This is a genomic window from Micromonospora sp. WMMD1274 (genome assembly GCF_049179035.1).
In the GTDB taxonomy this organism is placed as follows: Bacteria; Actinomycetota; Actinomycetes; order Mycobacteriales; family Micromonosporaceae; genus Micromonospora; species Micromonospora tulbaghiae.
The window spans coordinates 66,132-90,120 of record NZ_JBMHMG010000001.1; the positions used below are offsets into that span (position 1 = coordinate 66,132).

Annotated in this window: 5 protein-coding genes; all 5 read right to left on the minus strand. The window is 76.2% G+C overall.

Annotated features, from left to right (window positions below; translation table 11 throughout):
- Genes ACN27D_RS00205 through ACN27D_RS00225 form a run of 5 tightly spaced genes read right to left on the minus strand, consistent with a single transcriptional unit; the run spans position 1 to position 23,969 of the window.
- Positions 1-1,194, minus strand: a complete 1,194-nt coding sequence (locus ACN27D_RS00205; protein ID WP_421498189.1) for an alpha/beta fold hydrolase — start codon at positions 1,192-1,194, stop codon at positions 1-3.
- A complete protein-coding gene (locus ACN27D_RS00210; protein WP_358171500.1) occupies positions 1,191-2,426 on the minus strand; it encodes a hydroxymethylglutaryl-CoA synthase family protein in 1,236 nt (411 codons plus the stop codon). The genes ACN27D_RS00205 and ACN27D_RS00210 overlap by 4 nt, the downstream gene beginning before the upstream one ends.
- On the minus strand, positions 2,423-2,671 hold the full coding sequence (locus ACN27D_RS00215; protein ID WP_421498190.1) for an acyl carrier protein: 249 nt from the start codon (positions 2,669-2,671) through the stop codon (positions 2,423-2,425). The genes ACN27D_RS00210 and ACN27D_RS00215 overlap by 4 nt, the downstream gene beginning before the upstream one ends.
- Entirely contained in the window at positions 2,668-3,603 is a 936-nt protein-coding gene (locus tag ACN27D_RS00220; protein ID WP_421498191.1) for an LnmK family bifunctional acyltransferase/decarboxylase, read from the minus strand. The genes ACN27D_RS00215 and ACN27D_RS00220 overlap by 4 nt, the downstream gene beginning before the upstream one ends.
- On the minus strand, positions 3,600-23,969 hold the full coding sequence (locus tag ACN27D_RS00225) for an SDR family NAD(P)-dependent oxidoreductase (protein ID WP_421498192.1): 20,370 nt from the start codon (positions 23,967-23,969) through the stop codon (positions 3,600-3,602). Before ACN27D_RS00225 ends, ACN27D_RS00220 begins: the two co-directional genes overlap by 4 nt.
- Positions 23,970-23,989 lie beyond the last annotated feature (20 nt).

A 23,989-nucleotide genomic window follows, 5' to 3' on the forward strand; every position in this document is an offset into this window, starting at 1 on the left:
TCATGGGAACACCTCCTCTCCACCTCTCGTCGGGACGGGGGGCACCCGCCGGCCGGCTTCGGCGGGAGATCGTGTGCCGAGGGCGTCGTCGCCGGCGACGAACCGCGCGGCGAGGTCGACGAGGCTGTCCTCGGCGTGGAACAGCGACAGGTGGTCGCCGTGCGGGGCGACGTGCAGGACGGACCCGGCGATCCGGGCGGCCACGGCCCGCGAACCGGCGGGATGCGCCGTGTGGTCGTCCTCGCTCGTGACGACGAGCGTGCGCGTGGTCAGCCCGGCTAGGTACGGACGCAGGTCCGTGCCCATGATGGCGCCGTTGAGCCGGCAGTAGCGGCGCAGCAGCTCGGGCGTCGCGTACGGGTACGTGACCAGGTGCGCCAGCCGTGGCGGGGCGACGCCGAGCATGGTGTTGGTGAGCACCGCGTGCACCGCCGCGGCCTGCTGCGGGCCGCGGGCTGCCATCGCCATCAGAGCCTGCAGGTTCTGCTGGTGGTCGGTCTTCGGGCTCTCGCCGCCGAGGTCGAAGTCGCCGTGCCAGAGGCTCAGCGACGACACCCGCTCCGGCGCCCGCGCGGCCGCCACTACCGCGAGCACCGCGCCGCCGCACAGGCCGATCAGGTGCGCGCGGCGCAGCCCGAACCGGTCCAGCACCGCGAGGAGGTCGTCGGCCTGGGCCACCACGCCGGTGTCGCCGGTGAACCCGTCCACGTCGGCGAACAGGCCCCGGGTCTCGGGGACGAGCACGTGGAAGTCGCGGGACAGCCGGTCGGCCCAGCCCTCCGCGAGCCGGGCGGGCATCCCGCACGCGGACACCAGCAGCACCGGCGGCCGGTCCGGGTCGCCGCCGGCGTACGTCGGCAGCACCGCCCCGTCGCCGGTACGCACGTCGGTGCGCCGGAAGCGGCAGGTGAAGTCCCGCTCGCGCGCCTCGGCGACCACCCGCGGCTCGTCCGCCGCCCGCGGTGCCGGGTTCGCGCCGAGGTCCAGCAGGTCGCTCAGCACCCGCTCGAACGGGCCGAGATCGGCGGCGTCGGCCACCGGCGTCGGCGCCGGCACGTCCAGCCGTCCGCACAGCCGGGCCAGCGCGGCGGCGGTGGCCGGGTCGGCGCACCGCACCCGAACCGGTGGCGGCAGCACCCGCAGCAGCGGGCCCGCCGCCAGCAGCGCCGCGGCCGTGTCCAGCCCCGGCGTCACGCGCCCGCCCCGATCCACTCGTAGGTGCGGTGGTGGGCGCGGGCGCCGGTGCAGGCGAGCAGCGTGCGCGGGCCGGCCACCCGGTCCAGCACCTCGGCGTACCGCCCCGGGTCGATCCGCTTGTCCGCCACCGGCACGAGGCAGTCGGCGTTGTCGGCGAGGATCCGCTTGTACTCGTCGAACGTCAGCTCGCACCGGCCGGCGAGGTGCTCGCCGATGCGCATCCGGCCCACCTCGGCGGTGGACCGCGCGTCGACCAGGCCGGAGTAGAACTCGGCGGCGCAGCCGGAGCCGTACGAGTACATCCCGACCCGTACCGGTTCGTCGGGCCGCAGATGGTCGATCAGGCTGGCGAGGGCCAGGTAGACCGAGCCGGAGCAGAGGTTGCCGACCAGCCGCGGGTACTCCAGCCCGGGCGCGACGCGGCGGGCGAAGTCCGCGTCGGCGTCCGGCATCCGGTGCTCGCGGGCGAGCTTGCGGTGCGCCGCGCGGACGATGCCGGCGAACGGCGTGTGCATGGCCAGCCCGCCGAAGGTGGTGGCGAAGTCGACGTCCGCCACCTTCTCCGCGTAGTGGGCGTAGGCGTTCGTCAGGCAGTCCAGGTAGGCGAACAGCGAGCGGTCCGCGTCGGCGACGTCGAACGTCGGGCCCGGCCGGGCCGAGTCGAACGTCTCGTAGCTGTGCGTCCCGAACGCCCCGAGGTCCACGTCCAGCACCCGCGGGTCGTCGCCGAGCAGCACCGCCGCGGCGCCGGTGCCCATGGCCGGCTCGGTGTACGAGGCGTTCTCGTTCACCAGTGACACGTCGGTGGCGATCACCAGCGCCTTGGCGCCCGGCGACAGGCCGGCGGCGAGGTAGCCGCAGGCGAGCTGGAGCGCCCCGGTCGCGGCGTAGCAGGCCTGCTTCACCTCCAGCATCCGGCAGCGGCGGCTCAGCCCGAGGTGCCGGTGCACGTACGAGGCGATCGACTTGCTGAGGTCCAGGCCGGACTCGCTGGAGGTCACCAGCAGTTCGATCCGGTCGCGGTCGGCCTCGTCCATCGCGTCGAGGATCGGTTTGGCGGCGTTCACCGCGTGCGTGACCGGATCCTCGAACGGCAGCGCGACCGACTTCGCGGTCATCATCAGGTTGCCCAGGCGGGTCGCGTCCAGACCGCGCCCCTCGAACAGGACCGGCACCGCGACGGAGGCCACCCCGCAGTACACGTTCAGGGCCTCGATGCCCACGTTCATGCCGTCACCTCGCAGAGGTACGCGACCAGGTGGTCGATGTCGGGCAGGTCACTGAAGCTGCCGAGCGGCTCGTCGACGCCGAGCCGCTCCCGGAGGGCCAGGATGATCTCGACCCGGTCGATCGAGTCGGCCCCCAGGTCGCGCAGGTGCGCGTCGCCCGGGATCCGGTCGCCGGGGACCGCCGGCAGGATCTCGGTGATCACCTCGTGGACCACCCGCCGGACCGCCTCGTCGTTCGCGCTCACGTCGTCGCCTCCGTCCGGGTCTGCGCGAGGGCCACCGCGAGCGGCCGTCCGGTGTCGCGGTCGGCGAGCACCACCCGGACCGTCTCGTCGGCGCCGGTCACGTCGCCGCCCGGCCGCCGGGACACCCACACCCGCAGCACGGCGCCCACGTCGGCGTTGCCGAGGTAGCTCATCCGCTGGTCCAGCACGATCCGCCGGAGGAAACCGGCGTCGGTGCCGCCGCGGTGCCGCCACAGCCGCAGCGACGCCCAGTCCACGATGGAGAAGTAGGACGCGAAGTAGAGCAGGCCCACGCCGTTGAGGTCGCGGCTCGGGTCGACCGGGTAGTCCAGCGCCAGCCGGTCCAGCGGGTCGGGCGGGTCGGGCTCGGCGCCGAGGGCGCGCAGTTCGGCGTACGCGCGCCGGGGCGAGTGCCGCGCGGGCAGCACGGGCAGGTGCGCGTGGCGGAACCCCGGTGGGGACGCGCTGCGCAGGTCGCCGTTGCCGCCCGACGGGCCCCGGACCACCCAGCGGTTGAAGTTCTGCGCGTACAGGCATGCCGGGTCGGGGTGGGCGTAGAACTCGTCCGGGTCGACGACGCGTCCCGGCCGGTCGCCGCGCCGGATCTCGTGCAGCGTCAGCACCGACTCGCTGCCGGAGGCGAAGGACCGCGAGTCCACCCGCAGCACGTCGCCGAAGGTCATGCCGCGCACGTGCAGGTCGGCGCCGCCGCGCAGGTGGATGTAGTGGAACGCCAGGTAGGTCGGCATCCCGTCGGCGTCGCGGGCGGTGTAGACGTTGGTGTCGCAGAGCGCGCTGACGGTGTCCCAGGTCCAGTCGCCGACCTGGCCGACGAACAGCGACCCCGGCCCGCACATGCCGGGCCGCACCACTGTCGTCCGCGTCGTCGCGTCGGGACCGAGCAGTTCCAGCTCGGGAGTCAGGACGGTCACGACCCCTCCCCTCCGGCGCCGCGCAGGAAGTCGGTCAGGATCCGGTTGCACTCCTGCGGGCTGGTCAGATACGGGAAGTGGCCGGCGTCGGCGATCTCCTCGTAGCGGGCGCCCCGGATGCCCTGGTGCAGCAGCCGCGCCGTCTCCGACGGGATGACCGTGTCGTGCCGGCCCTGCACCACGAGCGCCGGCAGGTCCAGCTCGCCGAGCCGGTCGCGGAGGTCCGGCCGGGCCGCGAACACGTCGAGGTAGCGCAGCCCCGTCTGGGGGTCCATGCTCTCGCAGCGCAGCAGCAGCGCCTCCACGGCGGCCCGCTCGTGCCGCAGCCGGTCGGCGCCGGACCCCTCGATCGTGCGGTCGAGGTCCTGGGCCGCCACCACGGCCAGCCGGTTGATCTCACCGACCCGGTTGCCGATCTTGTAGGAGCTGCCGAGCAGGATCAGCGAGGCGGTGTCCTCGGGGTGGTTGAGGGCGAACGTGAGCGCGACCAGCCCGCCGAACGACGCGCCGGCGACGTGGACCGGCCCGTCGACCCCGATCTCCCGCAGCACCCGCAGTTGGAGGGCGGCGATCCCGTCGAGGGTGAGGTCGGCCGAGGCGGTGCTCGCCCCGACGCCGGGGTGGTGGACGCTGATCACCCGGTACCGCCCGGCCAGCGCCTCGAACTGCCGCGCGAAGACGCCGGCGCCGATGTTGAACGGGTGGGCGAGCAGCAGCGGCGGGCCGTCGCCGGCGGTGAAGACCTCCACCTGGGCGCCGGCCACCGGCACCACCCGTCGGCGTACGGCCGGCTGGTGTTCCCGCAGCACGGTGCCGTTGTCGTCGGCCGGGGCCTGGTCGCGCAGCGCCTGCCGGACGTCCTCGGGCACCCGGTCGGCGGGCTGGTAGACCGCCCGGGCCGCCTCCCCCGCCGTGCGGATCCCGCCGGTGACCAGTTCGGGAACCTCGCCCGGTGCGGTGGCGAGCGCGGTGACGGCGGCCACCACCGCCTCGGCGTCGTCGGGCCCGAAGCCGACCGGCACGGCGAGCCGGACGGTGCCGGCGAGCGGCCCGCCGACGGCCAGGTGCGGGCCGCCCCGGATGCCGGCGCCGGTGTAGAGCCAGGCCAGCCCGGACATCGTGGGGTGTTCCTGACCGGCCAGTCCGGGCATCCGGGCGAGGTCGAGCAGGACACAGTGGGCGCCGTCGACGTCCACGACCGGCAGGCCGGCCGCCCGCAGGCCGTCGCGGAGCACCGCGACGGCGGCGACGCGCCGCCGGACCAGTTCCGTGACGCCGTCGCGGTCCGCGAGCGCGGCCCGCAGCGTCATCCGGGTGGCCCGGTCCACCTCGGCGCCGCGCCGCGCCACGTGCTCGCGCAGCCGCGCCGCCAGCTCTGGGTCGCGGGTGGCGACCAGCCCGCCGGCGGTGACGCCGAAGTCCTTGGACAGGCTGAGCGTCGCCGTGTCGGCGACGGCGAGCATGTCCCGCACCCCGGTCCAGGGATCCCCGCCGGGGCCGGCGAGCTGGACGGCGTTGTCGACGACCCGGCTGGCGTCCAGGACGAGCGGCACCCCGTGTGCGGCGGTGACGCGGCGCAGCTCCCGGAGGGCGGCGGGTTCGACGGGTACGCCACCGGCGGCGTTGCTGGCCGCCTCCACCACCACGAACGACACCGATCCGGGGGCCCGGCGGGTCAGCTCCGCCGCGAACGCCTCGATCGTCTCCGGGTCGAGCCGGCCGATTCCGACGGCCACCGGTTCGTAGCCGAGGTCGGCGAGCGTGGACAGCCAGGTCGGGAACGCCGCGGCGTGCAGCACGACACCGCGCGGGCCGGGGTGGCAGCGGCAGAGCAGTTCCTCGGCCGTCCGTCCCGACCGGGTCGGCACCACCTCGGGCATGGGCAGCCAGTCGTGCGCGGTGAGCTCGGGCGGGGCGGGCCGCTCGGCGAGCAGCCGCGTCCGGGCCGCGACGAACCCGTCCGCCCGCTCCGCCCAGGAGTCGGTGAGCAGGTCGAAGGGGACCAGCTCGGTCGGCAGGGCCAGCGCGTTGTACCCGTGCGCGGCCAGCAGGTCGGCACGTCCCGGCCGCAGCGCCGGGTCCGGCGGCGGTCCCGCGTCCGCCGGCGGCACGGCGGCGACCGACGGCAGGGCGCTCTCCGGCGGCGCGGTGGCGCGCGGCGGCGTCGCGGCGGCGTCCGACGACGGCGCGGGACCGGCGGGGGCGCCGTCCACGAGGTCCGGGTTGGCGATCATCAGGATGATGTCGGTGACCGACGTACGGTCACCGGTCGCCGGCTGGCACAGGTAGATCGGCGTGTTCTCGGGCCGGAACTTGTTCTTGAACTGGAAGTTGCCGGGCCCGAACACGCCCACCGAGTGCAGCTCCGCCAGCGCGTCGGCCACCGCCGGGTCGGCGTTCGGCGACTCGGTGATGGCGACGCCGAAGCTCGCCCCGAAGCTGAACGACGTGCATCCCTCGGCGGCGGTCAGCTCGATGATCCGGACGATCGCCCACTCCAGACCGCCGGCGGGCATCTCGTCGGCGTAGAACTCCAGGTCGAGCAGGTATCCCCGCTCGGACGGGATCCGGGTCACGATGACCGCGTTGACGAGGACGTCGTCCACCCGGGTGAGGAAGACCCGGTGCCGGGGGTCGAGCGTGCCGCCGCCGATCTCCTCGCGGACCACGCCGACGTACGGGTTCACCATCTGCTTGCGCCGGCCCCAGGAGTCGATCAGGCCGACGATCTGCCGGTCGGTCTCCGGCGACGCGCCGGCCCGGTACTCCTCGATCCGGCAGTCACCGGCGCGCTCGAACCGGTGCAGGAGGCTGCGCAGCCGCTGCATCCGGCCGCCCCGTACGGTGAACGAGGCCAGGTCCGTCAGGCGCTGCACCGCCCCGAACGGGGTCGCGGTGACCGGTTCCCCGGCGACCTCGGTCAGGTGGGCCAGGGACAGGAAGTTGGGCCGCAGGCCGTGGCGCCGCGCCCAGGCGATCCACTCCGCGACGAGGTCGTGGAAGTGGTCGTGGTGCCCGACGAAGCTCCAGGCGAACACGTCGTCGCCGCGGACCGAGAAGTTGACGTAGCCGGCCCGCTCAGAGTCGACGAACGCGTACGGCGCGATGTCCCGGCCGGCCAGCCCGCCCTCCTTGGCGTGGCGGCGGTCGAGGTCGGCCAGGAGGTCACGCAGTGCCGGGCGGCCGGGCAGGGTCCGCTTGCGGACGACGACGGGCGCGCCGTCGACCTCGGCGCCGCTCTCGATCGTCCGGCCGGTGGCCCGCTGACCGTCGCCCGGCTCGGTCCGGACACCCGTCCCGGCGGTGCGCCCGGCCAGGAACGCGGTGAGGTCGGCCATCGTCGGGTGGTCGAACAGCAGCGTCTTGGGCAGCGCGCCGTAACGCTGTTCCAGGGCGCCGACGACCCGCAGCATGTCGAACGAGGTGAGGCCGCTGTCGGCGAACGTCCGCCCGGGCTCGACGGGACGCTCCAGCACCCCGGCCACGATCTCCTCGACGCCGTCGCCGGGTACGGCCGGGCGTGGTGCCCGCGTGCCGGCGGCCACGAGCGCCGCCACCGCCTCGACCGTGTCGTGCTCGTACAGGTCGGCGGCGGTGATCTCCACGTCGAACGTGGCCACCACCAGCCGGGCCAGTTCCATCCGGAAGATCGAGTCGAGGCCGAGGTCGGCGAACGCCCGGTCGGCCGTGATCTCCGTGCGGTCGGCGCCGAGCACCCGCGCCACGCAGTCCCGTACCGCCTCGGCCACCTCCGCGGGCGCGGCCGGGACCGTACCGGCGGGCTCCTGGACGGCGGCGGCCGGCCGTCCGGCGCGGCGCGGCTGCTCGGCGGGGCCGTGCGGTTCGACGAGGCCCCGCGGATCGGCGGGGTCCGGCCGGTCGACGTGCTCGTGCGGTTGCGCGGGGCTCGTCCGCGCGGGTGCGGCCGGTGGCGCAGCGGCGGCGGGTGGCGCCGTAGCGGCGGGTGGCGCCGTAGCGGCGGGACCGGCTGTGGCCGGGCGGGCGAGGACACCCACCGGGGCCGCGCCGTTCGGCGTGTGTCCGCCGTTGACCGCTCCCGCGCCGGCGGTCGCGCGCCGGCCCGCGCCGTTGCGGCGCAACGCCGACGGATCGCGCAGCACGATCCGGTCGGCGGCGGTGCGCCGGACCGGGGCGGGCCGCTCGGCCGGAACACGCGGGGCGGGCGGCTCGGCCGGGGCGGGCCGGGACGGCGCGGCGGCGCGGGCCGGGCCCTCGTCGAACCAGAACGGCCGGGCCGCCAGCGGCGGCGCGGGCACGGAGATCCGGGCCGGCCGGTGCTCCCACGTCGCCGCCCAGTCGACGTCACCGCCGGCCAGCCAGGTCTCGGTCTCCGCGTCGAGGCGGGCCGGGGCGTCGCCGCGCAGCACCGCCACCGCCTCGGCGGCGTCGGCGACCACAGCGGCGAACCGATGGGCCAGGGCGTCGCGTCCCACCTGGAGCGTGTACGTGGCACGGGCCAGGTCGGCGCCCTCCGCGAGGTGGTCCGCGACCCGGCGCCGGTACTCCGCCAGGGCCGCGGGACCGGACGCGGACAGCACCAGGCGCCAGGGGCCCGGCGCCGGGGACGCCGGCAACGGCGGCGGCGACTGCACGACCACGTGGGCGTTGGTGCCGCCGAAACCGAACGAGCTGACCCCGGCGACCCGGTCGCCGGTCCAGGGCACGTCGCGGTCCAGCACTGTGAACGGGGTGCCGTCCAGCCGCAGGTACGGGTTGCGCCGGTGCTGGTGCAGCGTGCGCGGCAGCCGTTCGTGGCGCAGGCTCAGCAGCACCTTGAGCAGCCCGGCGATGCCGGCCGCAGCCTCCAGGTGGCCGATGTTCGTCTTCACCGTCCCGACCGCGATCGTGGCGTCCACGCCCTCGAACGCCTTCTTCAGCCCTTCGATCTCGATCGGGTCGCCGAGCCGGGTGCCGGTGCCGTGGGCCTCGATGTAGCTGACGTCGGCCGGGTCGACGCCGCCGGCCCGGTACGCCCGGCTGACGACCTGCGCCTGCGCCTGCGGGTTCGGGGCGGTCAGCGACGGACCGCGGCCGGCGTGGTTGACCGCGCTGCCCCGGATGACGGCGATCACCTGGTCCCCGTCGGCGACCGCCGCGCGCAGCGGCTTGAGCAGCACGACGCCGCAGCCCTCGCCGCGGCCGTACCCGTCGGCGGACGCGTCGAACGTCTTGCACCGGCCGTCGGCGCTGAGCATGCCCGAGGACTGGAACGCCACGAACAGGCCGGGGCTCAGCAGCACGTTCACCCCACCGGCGAGCGCCGTCGAGCACTCGCCGGCCAGCAGCGCCCGTACCGCGCGGTGCACCGCGACGAGCGAACTGGAGCAGGCGGTGTCGACGGCCTCGCTGGGGCCGCGCAGGTCCAGCAGGTAGGAGACCCGGTTGGCCAGGATGCAGTCGGCGAGGCCGCTCGCGGTGTGGGCCTCGACCGGCACGTCGTGCGCGCGGAGCAGGTCGTCGTAGTCGCAGGCGGACACGCCGACGAAGATCCCGGTGTCGGTGCCGGCGAGGTCGGCCGGCCGGTAGCCCGCGTCGGCGACGGCCTGCCAGGCGGTCTGGAGGAACAACCGCTGCTGGGGGTCCATCAGCGCGGCCTCGCGCGGCGCGATGCCGAACAGGTCGGCGTCGAACGAGCGTACGTCGTCGAGGAAACCGGCGCGGACGCCCGCGGTGGCGGGGTCGGCGAGCAGGTCGGTGCGGTCGGCCGGGACCGGGCGGACGAGGTCGTCACCGGCGGCGAGGTGCCGCCAGAAGGCGTCGAGGTCCGGCGAGCCGGGCAGCACACCGGCCATTCCCACCACGGCGACCGCGTCGGCCGGCAGGTCCGCGGCGGGCTCGGCGGCGTCCGCCCCGGGCCGGTCCGCCGCGCGCCCGCCGTCCACTGTGGCCGGTGCCGGCCGGGCCGGGAGTACGGTCCGCAGGTACGCGCCGAAGGCCGCGAGCGTGGGGTGCTCGTAGAGGACTGTGGGCAGCAGGTCGACGCCGAAGCGCTCGTTCGTCTCGTTCACCAGGCCGGTCAGCGAGATGGAGTCGAAGCCCAGGTCGAGCAGTTGGATGTCCGGGTCGACCTCGTCCGGTTCGACGAGCAGGAACCCGGCGGCGAGCGCGCGCAGCTCCGCGTCCAGGTCCAGCTCCGGGTCCGGGCCGCTCTGCGGCACCTCCGGCGCGACGTCGGCGGGGCGCTGCACCGCCACCACCGGTTCGGTGCCCGACACGACGCGGTCGAACGCCCGTACCGCCTCGGCGGTCGGCAGCGGGGCACTCCCCCAGCGCCGCGCGAACAACCGCCGGGTGGCGTCGTCCACGGCCATGCCACCGTCGGCCCACAGCGGCCAGCAGACGGACACCGTGCCGGGCCGGCCGGCGGCGAACTCGTCCAGGAACGCGTTGGCGTAGGCGTAGTCGACCTGCCCGAGGTTGCCGGTCCGCCCGGCGATCGACGAGCACAGCGCGAGGAACTCCAGCGGTTCCGGGCCGAGCGCGTCCACCAGGTGCCGCAGGCCGAACACCTTCGGGGCCAGCACCGCGTCGACGGCGGCGGCCGGCTTCGTCAGGGCGCGGGCGTCGTCGTGCACGCCCGCGGCGTGGACCACACCGTCGATGCGCCCGTAGCGCCGGCGGATCTCGGCCACGGCACCGCGCACGTCGGACTCGACAGTCACGTCCGCGCGGACGAACGCGAAGGTGTCGTCGGCCGGCGCGGTCCGGCCGACCAGCACCACCGCCGACGGCGCACGGGTCGCGGCGAGGTGCACGGCGAGGTGCCGGCCGACCGCGCCGGTGCCGCCGACCACGACGTACACGCCGCCGGTGCGCCGGACGGCCGGGCCGGGCCGGAACGGCACCATCCGACGCACCTCACGGACGCCGCCGCTCCAGCGGACGTCGTCCACCCGCTGCTCCGGCGGCCCGGAGACGTGCCACAGGTCCGCCTCGGCGGTCACGCCACCCCGGACCACCGCACCGGAGAAGCCGCTGTGCTCCAGCGCGAGCGTGCGCAGCGCCGCCGTCACGGCGGTGTACGCGGGCCGCTCGTCCGGGCAGCCGACGACGATCCGCAGCGGCGCGGCCGGATCCGGGGTGAGTACCTCGACGGCGGTCCGCAGGACCGTGTGCAGGCTCTCGCGCACCTCGTCGGCGAGCCCGCCGGCACGGGCCGACAGGTGCACCACGACCACGTCCGGGTCGGCCTGGTCGTGGCGGCCGCCGAACGTCGGGCCCTCGCCGACGACCCGGATGCGGGCCGGCGGTCGCCCGCCCTGCGGCGGTGGCTCGGCCCGCCACTGCGGCCGCAGGTACACGCACGGGTCGCTCTCAGGTGCACCGGTCCCGGGTACGCCGGTTTCGGACACGCCGGTCCAGGGCACGCCGGTCTCCCGCGCCGCCGTCTCCGGCGCGACGCTCCCCGGCACGACGCTCCCCGGCACGGTCTTCACGGGCACGGCGTTCTCCGGCACCGCCGCCTCGGGCACGGCGTTCGCCCGCGCCACCGCCTCGGTGACCGCCGGGCTCGGCGACACGACTCGGCGGTCGGCGGTCCGGTCACCGTCCGGCACGGACGGTGGCGCCGGCGGCCGTGCGGTACCGGCCGGCTCGGGCAGCCACAGCCGCTGCCTGTCGAACGGGTACGGCGGCAGCGACACCCGTCCCGGCCGGACCGGCCAGCGGCCCGTCCAGTCGACCGGGACACCGCGTACCCACAGCTTCGCCGACTGGTCGAGCCGCCCGCGGCGCAGCAGGTCGGCGGCGATCTCGGCGCCGCCGTCGCCGTCGAACAGCGGATCGGTGCCGGCGGTGCCTGTGGTGACCTCGCCGGCTCGCAGGCGGCGGACCAGCTCGTCGATGTCGGACACGACGACGGCGAGCCGGTGGTCGAACTCCGCCCGCCCGACCTGGGTGCTGTACGCGAGCTGGTCGAGGCGCGGGCGCGTCCGCTCGACCAGGTCCGCCACGGCGGCCGTGAGCGTCCGCAGCTGCTCCGGCGTCCGCGCCGACAGCACCACGACGTGCGGCCCCGGCCGGACGGGGGCGGGTGTCGGCGCGGGATGCTCCCGGACCACGAGGTGCGCGTTCGCGCCGCCCGCCCCGAACGAGCTGACCCCGGCGCGGCGCGGCGCGGTCCACGGCTGCGCGCTCGTCGGCAGCAGGAACGACCCGGACAGGTCGATGCGGGAGTTGACGGTGGACAGGTTCGCGCAGGGCGCGATCGTGCCGTGCGCGAGTTGCAGCAGCACCTTCGTCAGCCCGGCGATGCCGGCGGCGCCTTCGAGGTGACCGATGTTGGCCTTGACCGAGCCGACCGGGATCCGCCGGCCGTCCGGCAGCCCGGCGCCGAGTGCCCGGCCGAGGCCGGCGATCTCGATCGGGTCGCCGAGGGCCGTGCCGGTGCCGTGCGCCTCCAGGTAGCCGACGTCGCCGGGTGTCACACCGGCCGCGGCGAGCGCCCGGACCACCAGGTCGGCCTGGGCCGTGGGGTTGGGCACGGTGTAGCCGGCGGTCCGGCCGCCCGCGTTGACGAAGCCGCCCTCGATGACGCCCCAGATCCGGTCGCCGTCGCGCAGGGCCGCGGACAACGGTTTGAGCAGCACCACGCCGACGCCCTCGCCGGGCACGAACCCGTCCGCGCGCTCGTCGAACACCTTGCAGGCGCCGTCGGCCGACAACATGGTCATCGACGACAGCGCGATCAGGTGCGCCGGGTGCAGGACCAGGTTGACGCCACCGGCGACGGCCGCCGAGCACTCACCGCGGCGCAGGCTCTCGCAGGCCAGGTGGACCGCGGTCAGCGACGAGGAGCAGGCCGAGTCGACGGCGAAGCTCGGCCCGGTCAGGTCGAGCGTGTACGACACCCGGTTGGCGATCGACCAGTACGCCGAGTGCCCGTCGGTGTAGCGGCCCTCCGGCCAGCCCTGCGCGGCGGCGATGCGGCCGTACGAGCCGTACATGGTGCCGACGAAGACACCGGTGTCGCGCGGCAGCACTCCCCCGAGGGCGCCCGCGTCCTCCAGCATCAGCCAGACGGTCTCCAGGAACAGCCGCTCCTGCGGGTCCATCGCGGCCGCGTCCTTCGGCAGGATGCCGAAGAAGCCGGGGTCGAACCGGTCGACGTCGGTGAGGAACCCGGCCCACCGGCTGTACGTGTGCCCCGGCCGGCCGCGGCGCGGGTCGAAGTGTTCGCGCCAGTCCCACCGCTCCGGCGGCACCTCGCCGATCGAGGTGGTGCCGGTGACCAGGTTCTGCCAGAACCGTTCCAGGTCCGGCGCGCCCGGGTAGCGGCCGGCCAGGCCGACGACCGCGATCGCGTCCGCGTCGCCCCGGGCGGCGAGGGCCGGGGCGGCCGGGGCGGCAGGGGCGACCGGGGCTGCCGGCCGCTCCGGTTCCGCCGGGTGCACCGGCGCCGGCACAGCCTCCACCGCCGGGGCGCCGAGCACGGCAGCGAGCGGGCCGGGCCGTTCCCGGGCCAGGTGGCCGGCGAGCTGCTCGATCGTCAGGTGCTCGAACAGCAGGGTGGCCGGCAGGTCGCCGAGGTCGGCCGAGAACCGGCGTACGAGGTGCTGGCCGACCAGCGAGTCGACGCCGAAGTTGTCGAACGTGACGTCGTCGTCGAGCTGGTCGGGACGGTACTTGAGGACCTCCGCGAAGACCGCGCGGACGTAGTCCCGGGCGGCGCGGACCGGCACCCGGTCCACCGGCGGCGCACCGGCCGTCGCCACGAGCACGCACTGCTCCTGCTCGTCGCCGGGGACACCGGGCATGCCGAGGATCCGGCCGGTCAGGCCCGCCTCGGCGAGCGCCGCGCGCCACCCGGCCGGTGACAGCAGCGGGGAGTGCGGCAGCCGCCGGTGGGCGTCGGTGAACCGCCACCAGCCCGGCAGCAGGCCGAACGTCGCGGTGAGGAAGTCGGAGGCGCGGGTGACCTCGTTGAGCAGCAGCACCCCGCCGGGGCGCAACAGGGACCGGGCGTGGCGCAGGCTGCGGACCACGTCCGCGGTGGCGTGCAGCACGTTCGTGGCGAGCACGACGTCGTACGAGCCGGCCGCGAAGCCCTGCCCGTCCGGTTCCCGTTCGATGTCGAGGACACCGAACCGCAGGCCCGGGTGGCGTCCGCCGAAGCGGTCCTCGGCCTCGCGGAGGAACGCGGTCGAGAGGTCGGTGAAGTCGTACCGCACGCCCGGGCAGGCGTCGAGGACGAAGGCCGAGCCGGCGCCGGTGCCGGCGCCGATCTCCAGCACGCGGCCCGGCCCGTCCGTCCGGTCCAGGACGGCGGCGGCCTCGGCCGCCACCAGCCGGTGGTAGAAGTCGGCGGCCCGCTGTCCCCGGTAGACGGCGGCGACCAGGTCGGTGCTGCCGCCGGGAAAGAGCACCTCGGTCGGTGAGGTCCGGCCGTCCAGGACGCCGGGCAGCGCGTCGACGCAGCGGGCCAGCAACGCCACGTGCGGGGCGAGGTCGGGGTGCCGGGCGAGCACGCCGGCGGTGGACAGACCGGCCGGGGGCGCGGACACGGCGACGGCGACGGCGGCCGCCAGCGGCCCGGAGGCCGGCGCGGGGCGGTCCCGGAGCCGGTCGCGCAGCAGGTCGCGGGCCAGCCCGTCGAGGGTACGGAAGGCCGCGCTGGACCGGTCCAGCGACGGGTCCGTGTCCCCGGCGGCGCCTCCCGTGGCGGGCGGGCCCGACACTGCGGTGACGGCGGCGTCGGCGGCGGGCGCGGACGGGTGGACGCCGAGCGCGGCGAGCCCGTCCCTGGTGCCCTTGAGGACTGCCACCTGCGGGTGCGGGCCGGCGAGGATCCGTTCCAGCGCGGCGACGCCCTCGGCCGGCTCGATGGAGCCGATGCCCAGCGCCGCGAACCGGGCCGCGTATCCGGGGTCGGCGACCACGCCGACGCTGCCCCACCAGCCCCAGTTGACCACGCGTACCGGTTGTCCGCGGCGGTGCAGCGCCAGCCCGTACGCGTCCTCGAACGTGCTCGCCGCGGCGTAGTTGGCCTGCCCCGGGGCCGGGGCGAACGACAGCGCCGAGGAGAACAGCGCGAGGAAGTCCAGCGGTTCGCCGGCCAGCGCGTCGGCGAGCACGCCGACACCGGCGACCTTCGGTCGCAGCACCTCGGTGAACGCCGCCTCGTCCATCGCGGACAGGGCACGGTCACGGAGCACGAGCGCGGCGTGGAACGCGCCGTCGACCGGCCCGAACCGCTGCCGCGCCTCGGCCACCGCGCGGCGGACCGCGACCGCGTCGGTGACGTCGGCGCGCAGGTAGACGGCCTGCCCGCCGAGCGCCTCGATCTGCGTCACCAGGGACCGGATCCGCTCGTCCTGCGGGGACCGGCCGAGCCACACGAGCCGGGCACGCCGGGTCCGGGCGAGGTGACGGCTGACTTCGAACCCGATGCCGCCGGTGCCGCCCACGACGAGGTAGACACCGCCGTCACGCAGCGGCGCCGCGCCCGGCGGCCCGGCCACCGGCTCCAGGCGCCGGACCAGGCGGCGGTCACCGCGCAGCGCGACGAACCGGTCGGTGCCGTGTTCGCGGCGGATCGCCTCGGCCGGGGTGGTGTCGCCGGGACCGGCGTCGACACAGGTGACCCGCCACTGCGGGTACTCGGCGGCGATCGCGCTGGCCAGGCCGGCCAGGCCGGCGGCGTGCGGGTGGACCGGCTCGCCGGGCAGACCGGCCACCCCGGACACGACGAGGGTGAGCGTCAGCGGTCCCCGGTCCGCGCCCAGGTCGAGCAGCCGGCGCAGCAGGCGGAACGCGTCGAGCGTCGCGGTGTCGTCGTGCGGCGGGGCGGCCGGATCGGCCGTGCGGGCGAGCACGTACACGGTGTCGTACCGGCCGGTGGGCAGCTCGCCGAGCGGCAGCGTGTCGTCGGCGCCGAGGGCGGCGGCCAGCGCGGCGTCGCCGGGGGTGTGCACGGCGAGGGCCCGCCCGGCAGGCGGTGCTCCGGAGGGTGCACCGGCCGGCCGCCAGGCCGGCACGTACAGCAGGTCCGGTTCCCCGGCGGCCGGTGGTGCCGGCACGACCGGCGGGCTCTCGGCGGCGGAGGGCGTGGCGCCGGACGGGTCGTAGGGGCGCAGCGCGACACCGTCGAGCCGGGCCCGGACGTCGCCGGTCAGGTCGGTGATCACCACGTCGAACCGTCCGCCGTCCCGGCGTACCACGTGGACGCGGGCGGTCGTGGGCAGCCGGTCCGCGACGAAGGCCGACTCGACGGCGAACGGGACGAGCATCCGGTCCGCGGGATCGGCGACCCCGGCGATCGCCTGCAACGCCCCGTCGAGCAGCTGGACGTCGCCGTCGGCGGTGAGCGTGCCGAGCGCCTCACCGGCGCCCAGCCGCAGCTCCGTCAGCACCCGGAAGGACGGCCCGTAGCGCAGACCGGCCCGGGCGAACCCGGCGTACAGGTCGTCGACCGGACGGCGGCCGGGGCAGCGGGCCTCGACGGACGCCAGGTCCACCCGGCCCGGCGGGGCCGGGTCGGCGGCGCGGCGGGTGGCGACGGCGTGCGGCGCCCCGCCGACGGTGAGGGTGATCCGGTCGTCCCGGGTGACGACAGCCGTCACCGGCCCGGTGACCACGACGGGCCGCAGCCAGGTCACGTCGGCGGCGCGGGCCGACCCACCGGCGGTGGCCTGGCGCAGGAACGCCGCGCCGGGCAGGACCGGGACGCCGTGCAGCGTGTGGTCGGCCACGAGCGGGTCGGCCGGCGTGAGGGCCGTTTCCCGCCGGTCGCGGCCGGTCCAGAAGCGGTCGCGGGCGAACGGGTACGTGGGCAGCGGGACGCGACGGCCGGCCGGCATCGCCGTCCAGTCCACGTCCGCGCCGGCCACCCAGCGTTCGGCGAGCGCCACCAGATCGTTCGGCGCGTCGGGCGCGGGCGGCCCGCCGGCCAGCTGCCGGACCAGGTCGGCGGTGTCGGAGGCGACGAACGCGGCCCGGACCGCCAGGTGCGCCCGGCCCCGCGCGAGGGTGGCGGCGACGTCGTGGACGTCGGCCGGTTCGGTACGCAGGCGCTCGGCCAGCCGGTCCGTCAGGTCCCGCAGCGCGGACGCGGTCCGGGCCGAGACCGGCACCACCACCGACCCGGTGCCGGTGCTCGCCGACGGGGCCGGCGCCTCGGCGACCACGAGGTGGCAGTTGGTGCCGCTGAAGCCGAACGAGCTGACGCCGGCGACCAGCCGGTCGTCGTGCCAGCCGGTGAGTTCCCGCACCACCGGCAGCCCGGGGATCGGCTCGGTGGCGTGCGGGGTCGGTGGCAACTGCCGGTGCCGCAGGCTGAGCAGCACCTTGATCAGACCGGCCACACCGGCGGCCATCGTGGTGTGGCCGATGTTCGCCTTGACCGAGCCGATCCGGCAGTGCGGGCCGACGACCTGGGCCAGCGCCTTGACCTCGATCGGGTCTCCGAGCGCGGTGCCGGTGCCGTGCGTCTCGACGTACCCGACCTCGACGCCCGCCCGGGCGTGGACCTCACGCAGCAGACGGGCCTGGGAGACCGCGCTCGGCGCGGTGATGCCGTTGGTACGGCCGTCGCCGTTCACGCCGCCGGCCAGGATGACGCCGTGGACGTGGTCGCCGTCGGCGAGCGCCCGGTCCAGCCGCTTGAGGACGACCACGCCGACGCCCTCGCCGAGCACGATGCCGTCGGCGGCGGCGTCGAACGGCAGGCACCGGCCGGTCGGCGACAGCATCCCCGTCTGGCTGGTCCAGACCTGCATCTGCGGCGTGCACATGACGGCGACGCCGCCGGCCAGCGCCGTGTCGCAGTCGCCGGAGCGCAGGCTCTCGCAGGCCAGGTGCACCGCCGTCAGCGACGACGAGCACGCGGTGTCGATCGCCATCGTGGGCCCGGTCAGGTCGAGCAGGTACGCGATCCGGGCGGGCAGGATCGAGCTGGCCCCACCGAGGAACGCCTCGCTGGTGTCGCCGCCGCCGTGCCGCTCCAGCAGCCGGGGGTAGTCGCCCGCGCCGCAGCCGACGAAGACGCCGCACCGCATCGGCCGCCCGGCGTACCCGGCGTCCTCCAGCGCCGCCCACGCCTGTTCCAGGAAGATCCGCTGCTGCGGGTCCATCGCCTCGGCCTCGAGCGGCGAGACGCGGAACAGCCCGGCGTCGAACGCGTCCACGTCGTCCAGCAGCGCCGCCCACCGGCTGCGGGTGCGGCCGGGTACGGCGGGGTCCGGGTCGTACAGTTCCGTCAGGTCCCAGCGGTCGCGCGGCACCTCCCGGATGGCGGACCGGCCGGCGGCGAGGTTGTCCCAGAACGTGTCGAGGTCCGGGGCGTCCGGGAACCGCCCGGCCATGCCGATCACCGCGATCGCGGTGGGCGCGTCCGGCGACGTGTCTGGTGCCGGTGCCGCGGCCGCAGCCGGTGCCGGTGCCGGTCCTGCGGTCGATGCCGGTAGTGGCGTCGCCGCAGATGCCGGTGTCCCGGTCGGCGCCGGCTCCGCGTGGGAAGGCGACACCGACGGCGGGCGGACGGCGAACGTCAGCGGCGGCGGCTCCGACGCCGTGGCGGGGGCGATCCCGGGCGTCGGGGCACTTCCGGGCGCCGCGGCGGGTGCGGTCAGGACGAGTGGCGGCGGGCCCGCGGCGGGCGGGACCGGTTCATCCACGACGGACGGTGCCGAGGGCGCGGTGGCCTGGGCGCGCAGCGAGGCGGACTCGGCCAGATTGCGCCGCACCGCCCGGGCGAGGTCGGGCACCGTCGGGTGGTCGTACACGGCGGCCGAGTCCAGGTCGGTGCCGAACCGGCGGTTGAGGTCCCGCACCAGCTCGACGGCGCCGATGGAGTCCAGTCCCAGGTCGGCGAAGGTACGCGACGGCAGCACCTCGTCCGGGCGCAGGTACAGCAGGGCGCCCACGATCTCCGTCACCGCGTCGCTCACCGTCCCGTCGTCCGGGCCGGGCTCCGGCTGCGCGGCCGGCGTCGCCCGGCTACGAAACTCGTCGACCTTGGTGAAGTGCTCCCGCACCAGGGCGGCGGACTCCGCGCCGAGGACGTTGCCGTGCATGCGGACCTCGCTGGCGATGACGTCGGGCAGGCGGTCGAGGATCCGGCCGGCGAGTTCGTTCTTGAGCGACCGGATCACCGCCGGTGGCTTGTCCGCCATGGACCGGGCCAGGTCCAGCGCGGCCGGAACGACCTCGTGCGGCGGCAGCACGGTCACGCCGGCTCCGCGCCGGCTCAGCTCGGCGCCGGTCATCGACCGTCCGGTCAGCATCATCTCGGCGGCCAGGGCCGGGCCGAGGCGTTGCTCCAGGATGTAGGTGGCGCCCATACCCGGGGTGAAGCCGTAGCGGGTGAAGTTCGCGCTGTACACCGACGTGTCGCCGAGGACGACCACGTCGCCGTAGCAGGCGAACGCCAGTCCCCCGCCGGAGGCGTGCCCGGCGGCGGCGGTGACGACCGGCCGGGTGCACCGCAGGATCCCCTCGTACACGAGCGCGGCGTCGGTGAACGTGCCCTCGCCCTCGGCCAGCGCCCGCAGGGCCTCGGGCGTGCCGCCCATACTGAAGACCGAGCCGTGGCCGGTGATCACCACGGCGCGTACGTCGTCGCGCCGCTCGATCTCCGCGAACGTGTCCCCCAGTGCCGCGAGCAGCCCGTCGGTGAACATCGGCGCGCGCATCGACACCAGCGCGACGCCCTGGTCCAGGACGCGGAACTCCAGTTCCGGCCCGTCCGGGACGACCACGTCGCCGTCGGCGGCCGGTGGCGGGCTCGCCGCCGACCTGACCTCGCCGCCGGTCCCGGCTCGGACCGCGTCGACCGAGCCGGTGCGAGCCGCCTGCGTACCGGCCGCGCCGGCGTCGGCCACGTGCGCGGCGGCACGGGTCACCTGCGTACCGGCCGTGCCGGCGACGGGTGTGCCGGCGCGGGCGGCGTCCCAGCCGCCGAGCCAGCACGGTTCCTCGGGCAGCGGGCAGGTCGGCAGCGGGACGCGGCGGGGATGCCCGTCCGGGTAGCAGGCGGACCAGTCGACAGCGCCGCCGCCGACCCAGTGCCGGGCCACCTCGTGCAGGTCACCGGCCCGGAACGCCGCCACCGGATCGCCGGTGGCGGGCGCGCCGGTGGTCACCACGTCCGCGGTGTCCTCACCCCGGGCGAATCGTTCCAGCGCGGTGCGCAGCGCGTCGGTGCCGGACGTCACGACGGCGACGCGGACCGCCTGCGGCGCCCGTCCCACCTGCGTCGTGTAGGCGATGTCGCGGACGCCGCGGTCCCCGGTGAGTTCGTCGAGGCGCGTGGCCACGTTCAGCCGGCCGATCGCCTCCACCCCGACCAGGTCCGCCAGCCGCGCCGGGTCGAGCCCGAGGTCGCCGAGCGTCGCCGAGGGTTCCAGCGCCTCCTCGGGTACGCCGAGAAGGTCGGCCACCGCCGCGGTCGGGCCGGTCGACGCCGGCAGGCCGGCCGCCATCGCGCCCGCGTACGCCCGCAGTGTCCCGGCGGTCGGCGCGGAGAGCACCACCAGCGCCGGCCCGTCCGGCGCGGGTGCGGCGGCGGGGGCGAACTCCTCGACCAGCACGTGCGCGTTGGTGCCCCCGGCGCCGAACGCGCTGACGCCGGCCCGCCGCGGGACGCCGGGCGGCGGGGTCCACGGCTCCAGCGTGCGCTGGACCCGCAGCGGCACGGCGGCGAAGTCGATGTGCGGGTTGAGTTCCCCGGCGTGCAGCGACGGCACGAGCGCGCGGTGCCGCAGTTGCAGCAGCACCTTCGTCAGCCCGGCTATGCCGGCGGCGCCCTCCAGGTGCCCGATGTTCGACTTGACCGACCCGATCGCGCACGCCCCGGCCGGCAGGTCCGCACCGTCGAACGCCTGCCGGAGGCCCTCGACCTCGATCGGGTCGCCGAGCGCGGTGCCGGTGCCGTGCGCCTCGACGTAGCCCACTGTGGCGGGGGTCCAGCCGGCCGATTCGAGGGCGGCGCGGACGAGCGCGGCCTGCGAACCGGGGCTCGGCACCGTCGCCCCGGCGGTACGTCCGGTGTGGTTCACCGACGTCGCGCGGATGACGCCGTACACGTGGTCGCCGTCGGCGAGCGCCCGCGACAACGGTTTGAGCAGTACCGCGCCAACCCCCTCGCCGGGCACGTAGCCGGTGCCGTCGGCGCCGAACGCCCGGCACCGGCCGTCGGTGGACAGCCACTGGCCCTGCGCGAGCTGGAGGTACTTCTGCGGGTGCACTGTCACGTTCACCCCGCCGGCCAGCGCGAGCGTGCACTCGCCGCGCCGGATGCTCTCGACCGCGAGGTGCACGGCCGTCAGCGACGACGAGCAGGCGGTGTCGACGGCCAGGCTCGGCCCGGTCAGGTCGAAGGTGTGCGAGACCCGGTTGGCGATCGCGCAGTGCATGGCGGTCGGGGCGACGCCGTCGGTGGCCCCGCCGACGAGCTGGTAGTGGTTCCACATGACGCCCGCGTAGACGCCGACGACCTCGCCGCGCAGGGTCTCGGGCGGATGTCCGGCGTTCTCCAGGGCGTGCCAGCAGGTGGTGAGGAACAGCCGTTCCTGGGGGTCCATCCGCTCGGCGTCGCGCCGGGACACCCCGAAGAAGGTCGGCGCGAAGCGGTCGACGCCGTCGAGGAAGCCGCCCCACCGGCCGTACGTACGCCCGGGGGTGCCCTTCTCCGGGTCGAACAGCGCCGCGTGGTCCCAGCGGCCGGCGGGCACCTCGGTGATCGCGTCGACGCCGCCGGCCAGGTTGCGCCAGAACGCGTCCAGGTCGTCCGCGCCGGGGTAACGCCCGGCCACGCCGACCACCGCGACCGGGTCGTCGGCCGGCTCGCCCACGGCCGGTACGCCCGCGGCCGAGTCACCGACGGCCGGTCCGCGGTCGGACCCGGCAGCCGGGCGCGAGACGGCGGCAGCTCCGAGGGCCGGGCGCGAGGCGGCGGTGCCGGCAGCCGCACCGGCGGCCGGCACGAGTTCCCGCAACCGGTCCGCCTGCCCGTGCAGGACCAGGACCGCGTCGTACGGACCGCGCAGCACGTCGCGCAGGACACCGAGCGCGGTCCCCGTGGGCATCGGCTCCTGGCCGGTGCGCTCGGTCGAGCGGCGCAGGGCGTCGGCGGGCGCACGCATGCCGCCCTCGGCCCAGTACGGCCAGCCGATGACGACGGTCCGGCCGCGGCCCCGGCGTCCGACGTGCCGCAGGCCGGCGTTGGCGTACGCGTAGGCGGCCTGGCCGGGGTTGGCCACGTCGGCCGACGCGGAGGAGAAGGCGACCAGGAAGTCGAGCGCGTCACCGGCGGTGGCGGCGTCGACGTGACGGAGGCCGTCGAGTTTGGGGGCGGCGACGGCGGCGAGGTCACCCGGGTCGCCGCGGAAGAACAGCCCGTCCCGGGTGACGCCGGCGCAGTGCAGAACACCGTCGATCCGGCCGAACCGCTCGCGTACGCCGGCCACCGCCGCGTCCACGGCGGCGGCGTCGGTGACGTCGGCGATCGCGACGTGCACCTCGGCGCCCTCGGCGCGGCACCGGTCGACGAGCGCCGCCGCGGGCGCGGTGCGCGACAGCAGGGCGATCCGGGCCCGGTGCCGGCGCGCGAGGTGCGTCGCGAGGACGGCGGCGAGACCGCCGGATCCCCCGGTGACGAGGTAGACGCCGCCGTCGCGGAACGGCTCCCCGCCGGTGGCCTCGACGGCCAGGTCCACCTCGTGCCAGCGCCGCACGAGACGCCGGCCTCCGACGTAACGGACCTCCGGCTCGGCGTCGGCGGCGCGCAGCTCCGCTCGTACCGCGGCGGCGAGGTCGCGGGCGTGCGCGACCTGGACGAACCGGCAGCGCAGGCCGGGGACCTCGGCGGTCACGGTGCGGGCCAGCGCCGCGGTCGCCGCCTGCTCGGCCGTGGGTTCGCCGGCGTGCACGACGAGCAGGTCGCGCGGTCCGGCGTCGACGAGGGCGGTGGCGGCGCGCCACAGGTCGGCGGCCGGGTCGCCGGTCAGCAGGACGACGGCGGGTGGCAGGTCAGGGACGTCGCGGAGCCGGTCGACGGAGTCGACATGGGCGGCGGCGAGCCCAGCGGGGAGCACGCCGCCCACGACCAGGGCCTCCGGGGTACGGGCGGCCGGCGGCGCCGGGTCCGCGGGCACCCAGGCGTCGACGAAGGACAGCACCGCCGGCTCGGGGACGGCCGGAGCCGGGGCCGCGCCGGCCACCGGCGCGTCGGGCGACGGAGCGACGGCCGGGGCGGGCCCCGTGGACAGGTGCGCGGCGAGCGCGTCGATGGTGGTGTGCTCGAACAGCAGCGTCGGGTAGAGCTTGCGGCCCACGAGGTGCTCGACCCGCTCGGTGAGCCGGAGCAGCGCGACCGAGTCGAAGCCGAGGTCGTAGAACCCGGCCCCGGTCGCCACCTCGGCGGGCGGGCGGCCGAGCATGTCCGCGACGGCGGCGCGCAGCGTGTCGGTGAAGCCGTTCGCGGCACCGGGCGAGGACGCCGCCGGCTGTCCGGGCGCCGTCGCCGACGGCCCGGTGGCGGGCCGGGCGGCGTCGGCCGACACGTCGGCGAGCAGCCGGCGCACCAGCCCGGATTCGCGGATGCGCTTGCAGGTGAGGCCGGTGAATCCGGCCAGGAACCGGCCGTCCGCGTCGCGGATCGTGTAGTCGGTGGTGATCACGTCGCCGGACGGCGCGAGCCGTTCCGGGCGCGGCACGTGGACGTGACACGTCGGCGGCAGCGCCTCGGGTGCCCGGAACTCCCGGACGAACATCGGCACGAACGGGTCGTCGGTCGGCATCTCGACCTGCCCGAACCCGGCCAGCGTCGAGGCGTCCAGCGAGGCCGGGTGCAGGTGGAACCCGGCGGCTGTGGCCCCCGGGTGCTGCTCGCGGGTCAGGTCGGCCAGGAGCGCGCCGCCGCCGATGTGCAGGGTGCCGCGGCAGCGCATCGCCGGGCCGTGGCGGATGTTCTCCCGTACCGCCCGCTGGTAGAGCGCGTCCACGTCGTCGTGCCGGTCCGCGGCGGCCCGCAGCGCGGCCAGGTCGAGCGGCGGCGGGACCGGCTCGTCGGTGAAGCAGACCAGCCCGTGCGCGTTGTCGTGCCAGCCGGACACCGGGTCGTCACCGCGCAGCCAGCGGCTGCGTACGGTGAACGGGCGCCCGGCGTCCCGCTGCTCGCCGACGGTGAGCACGACCTCGCGGTCGAAGCCGTCGGTGGTGACGATCGCCTCGGCGAGCACGGTGTCCCGGACGCAGAGCCGCCGGTGGTCCCAGCCGGCCGCGACGGCGGTGCGGTAGACGAGGTCGAAGAAGACGACGCCGGGAAGCACCGACACCTCGTGCAGCCGGTGGTTCCGCATGACGAAGTCGTCGTGGGTGAGCCGGAACCGGCTCTGGACGTCGGCCATCGGGAACCTGCCTCCGGTTC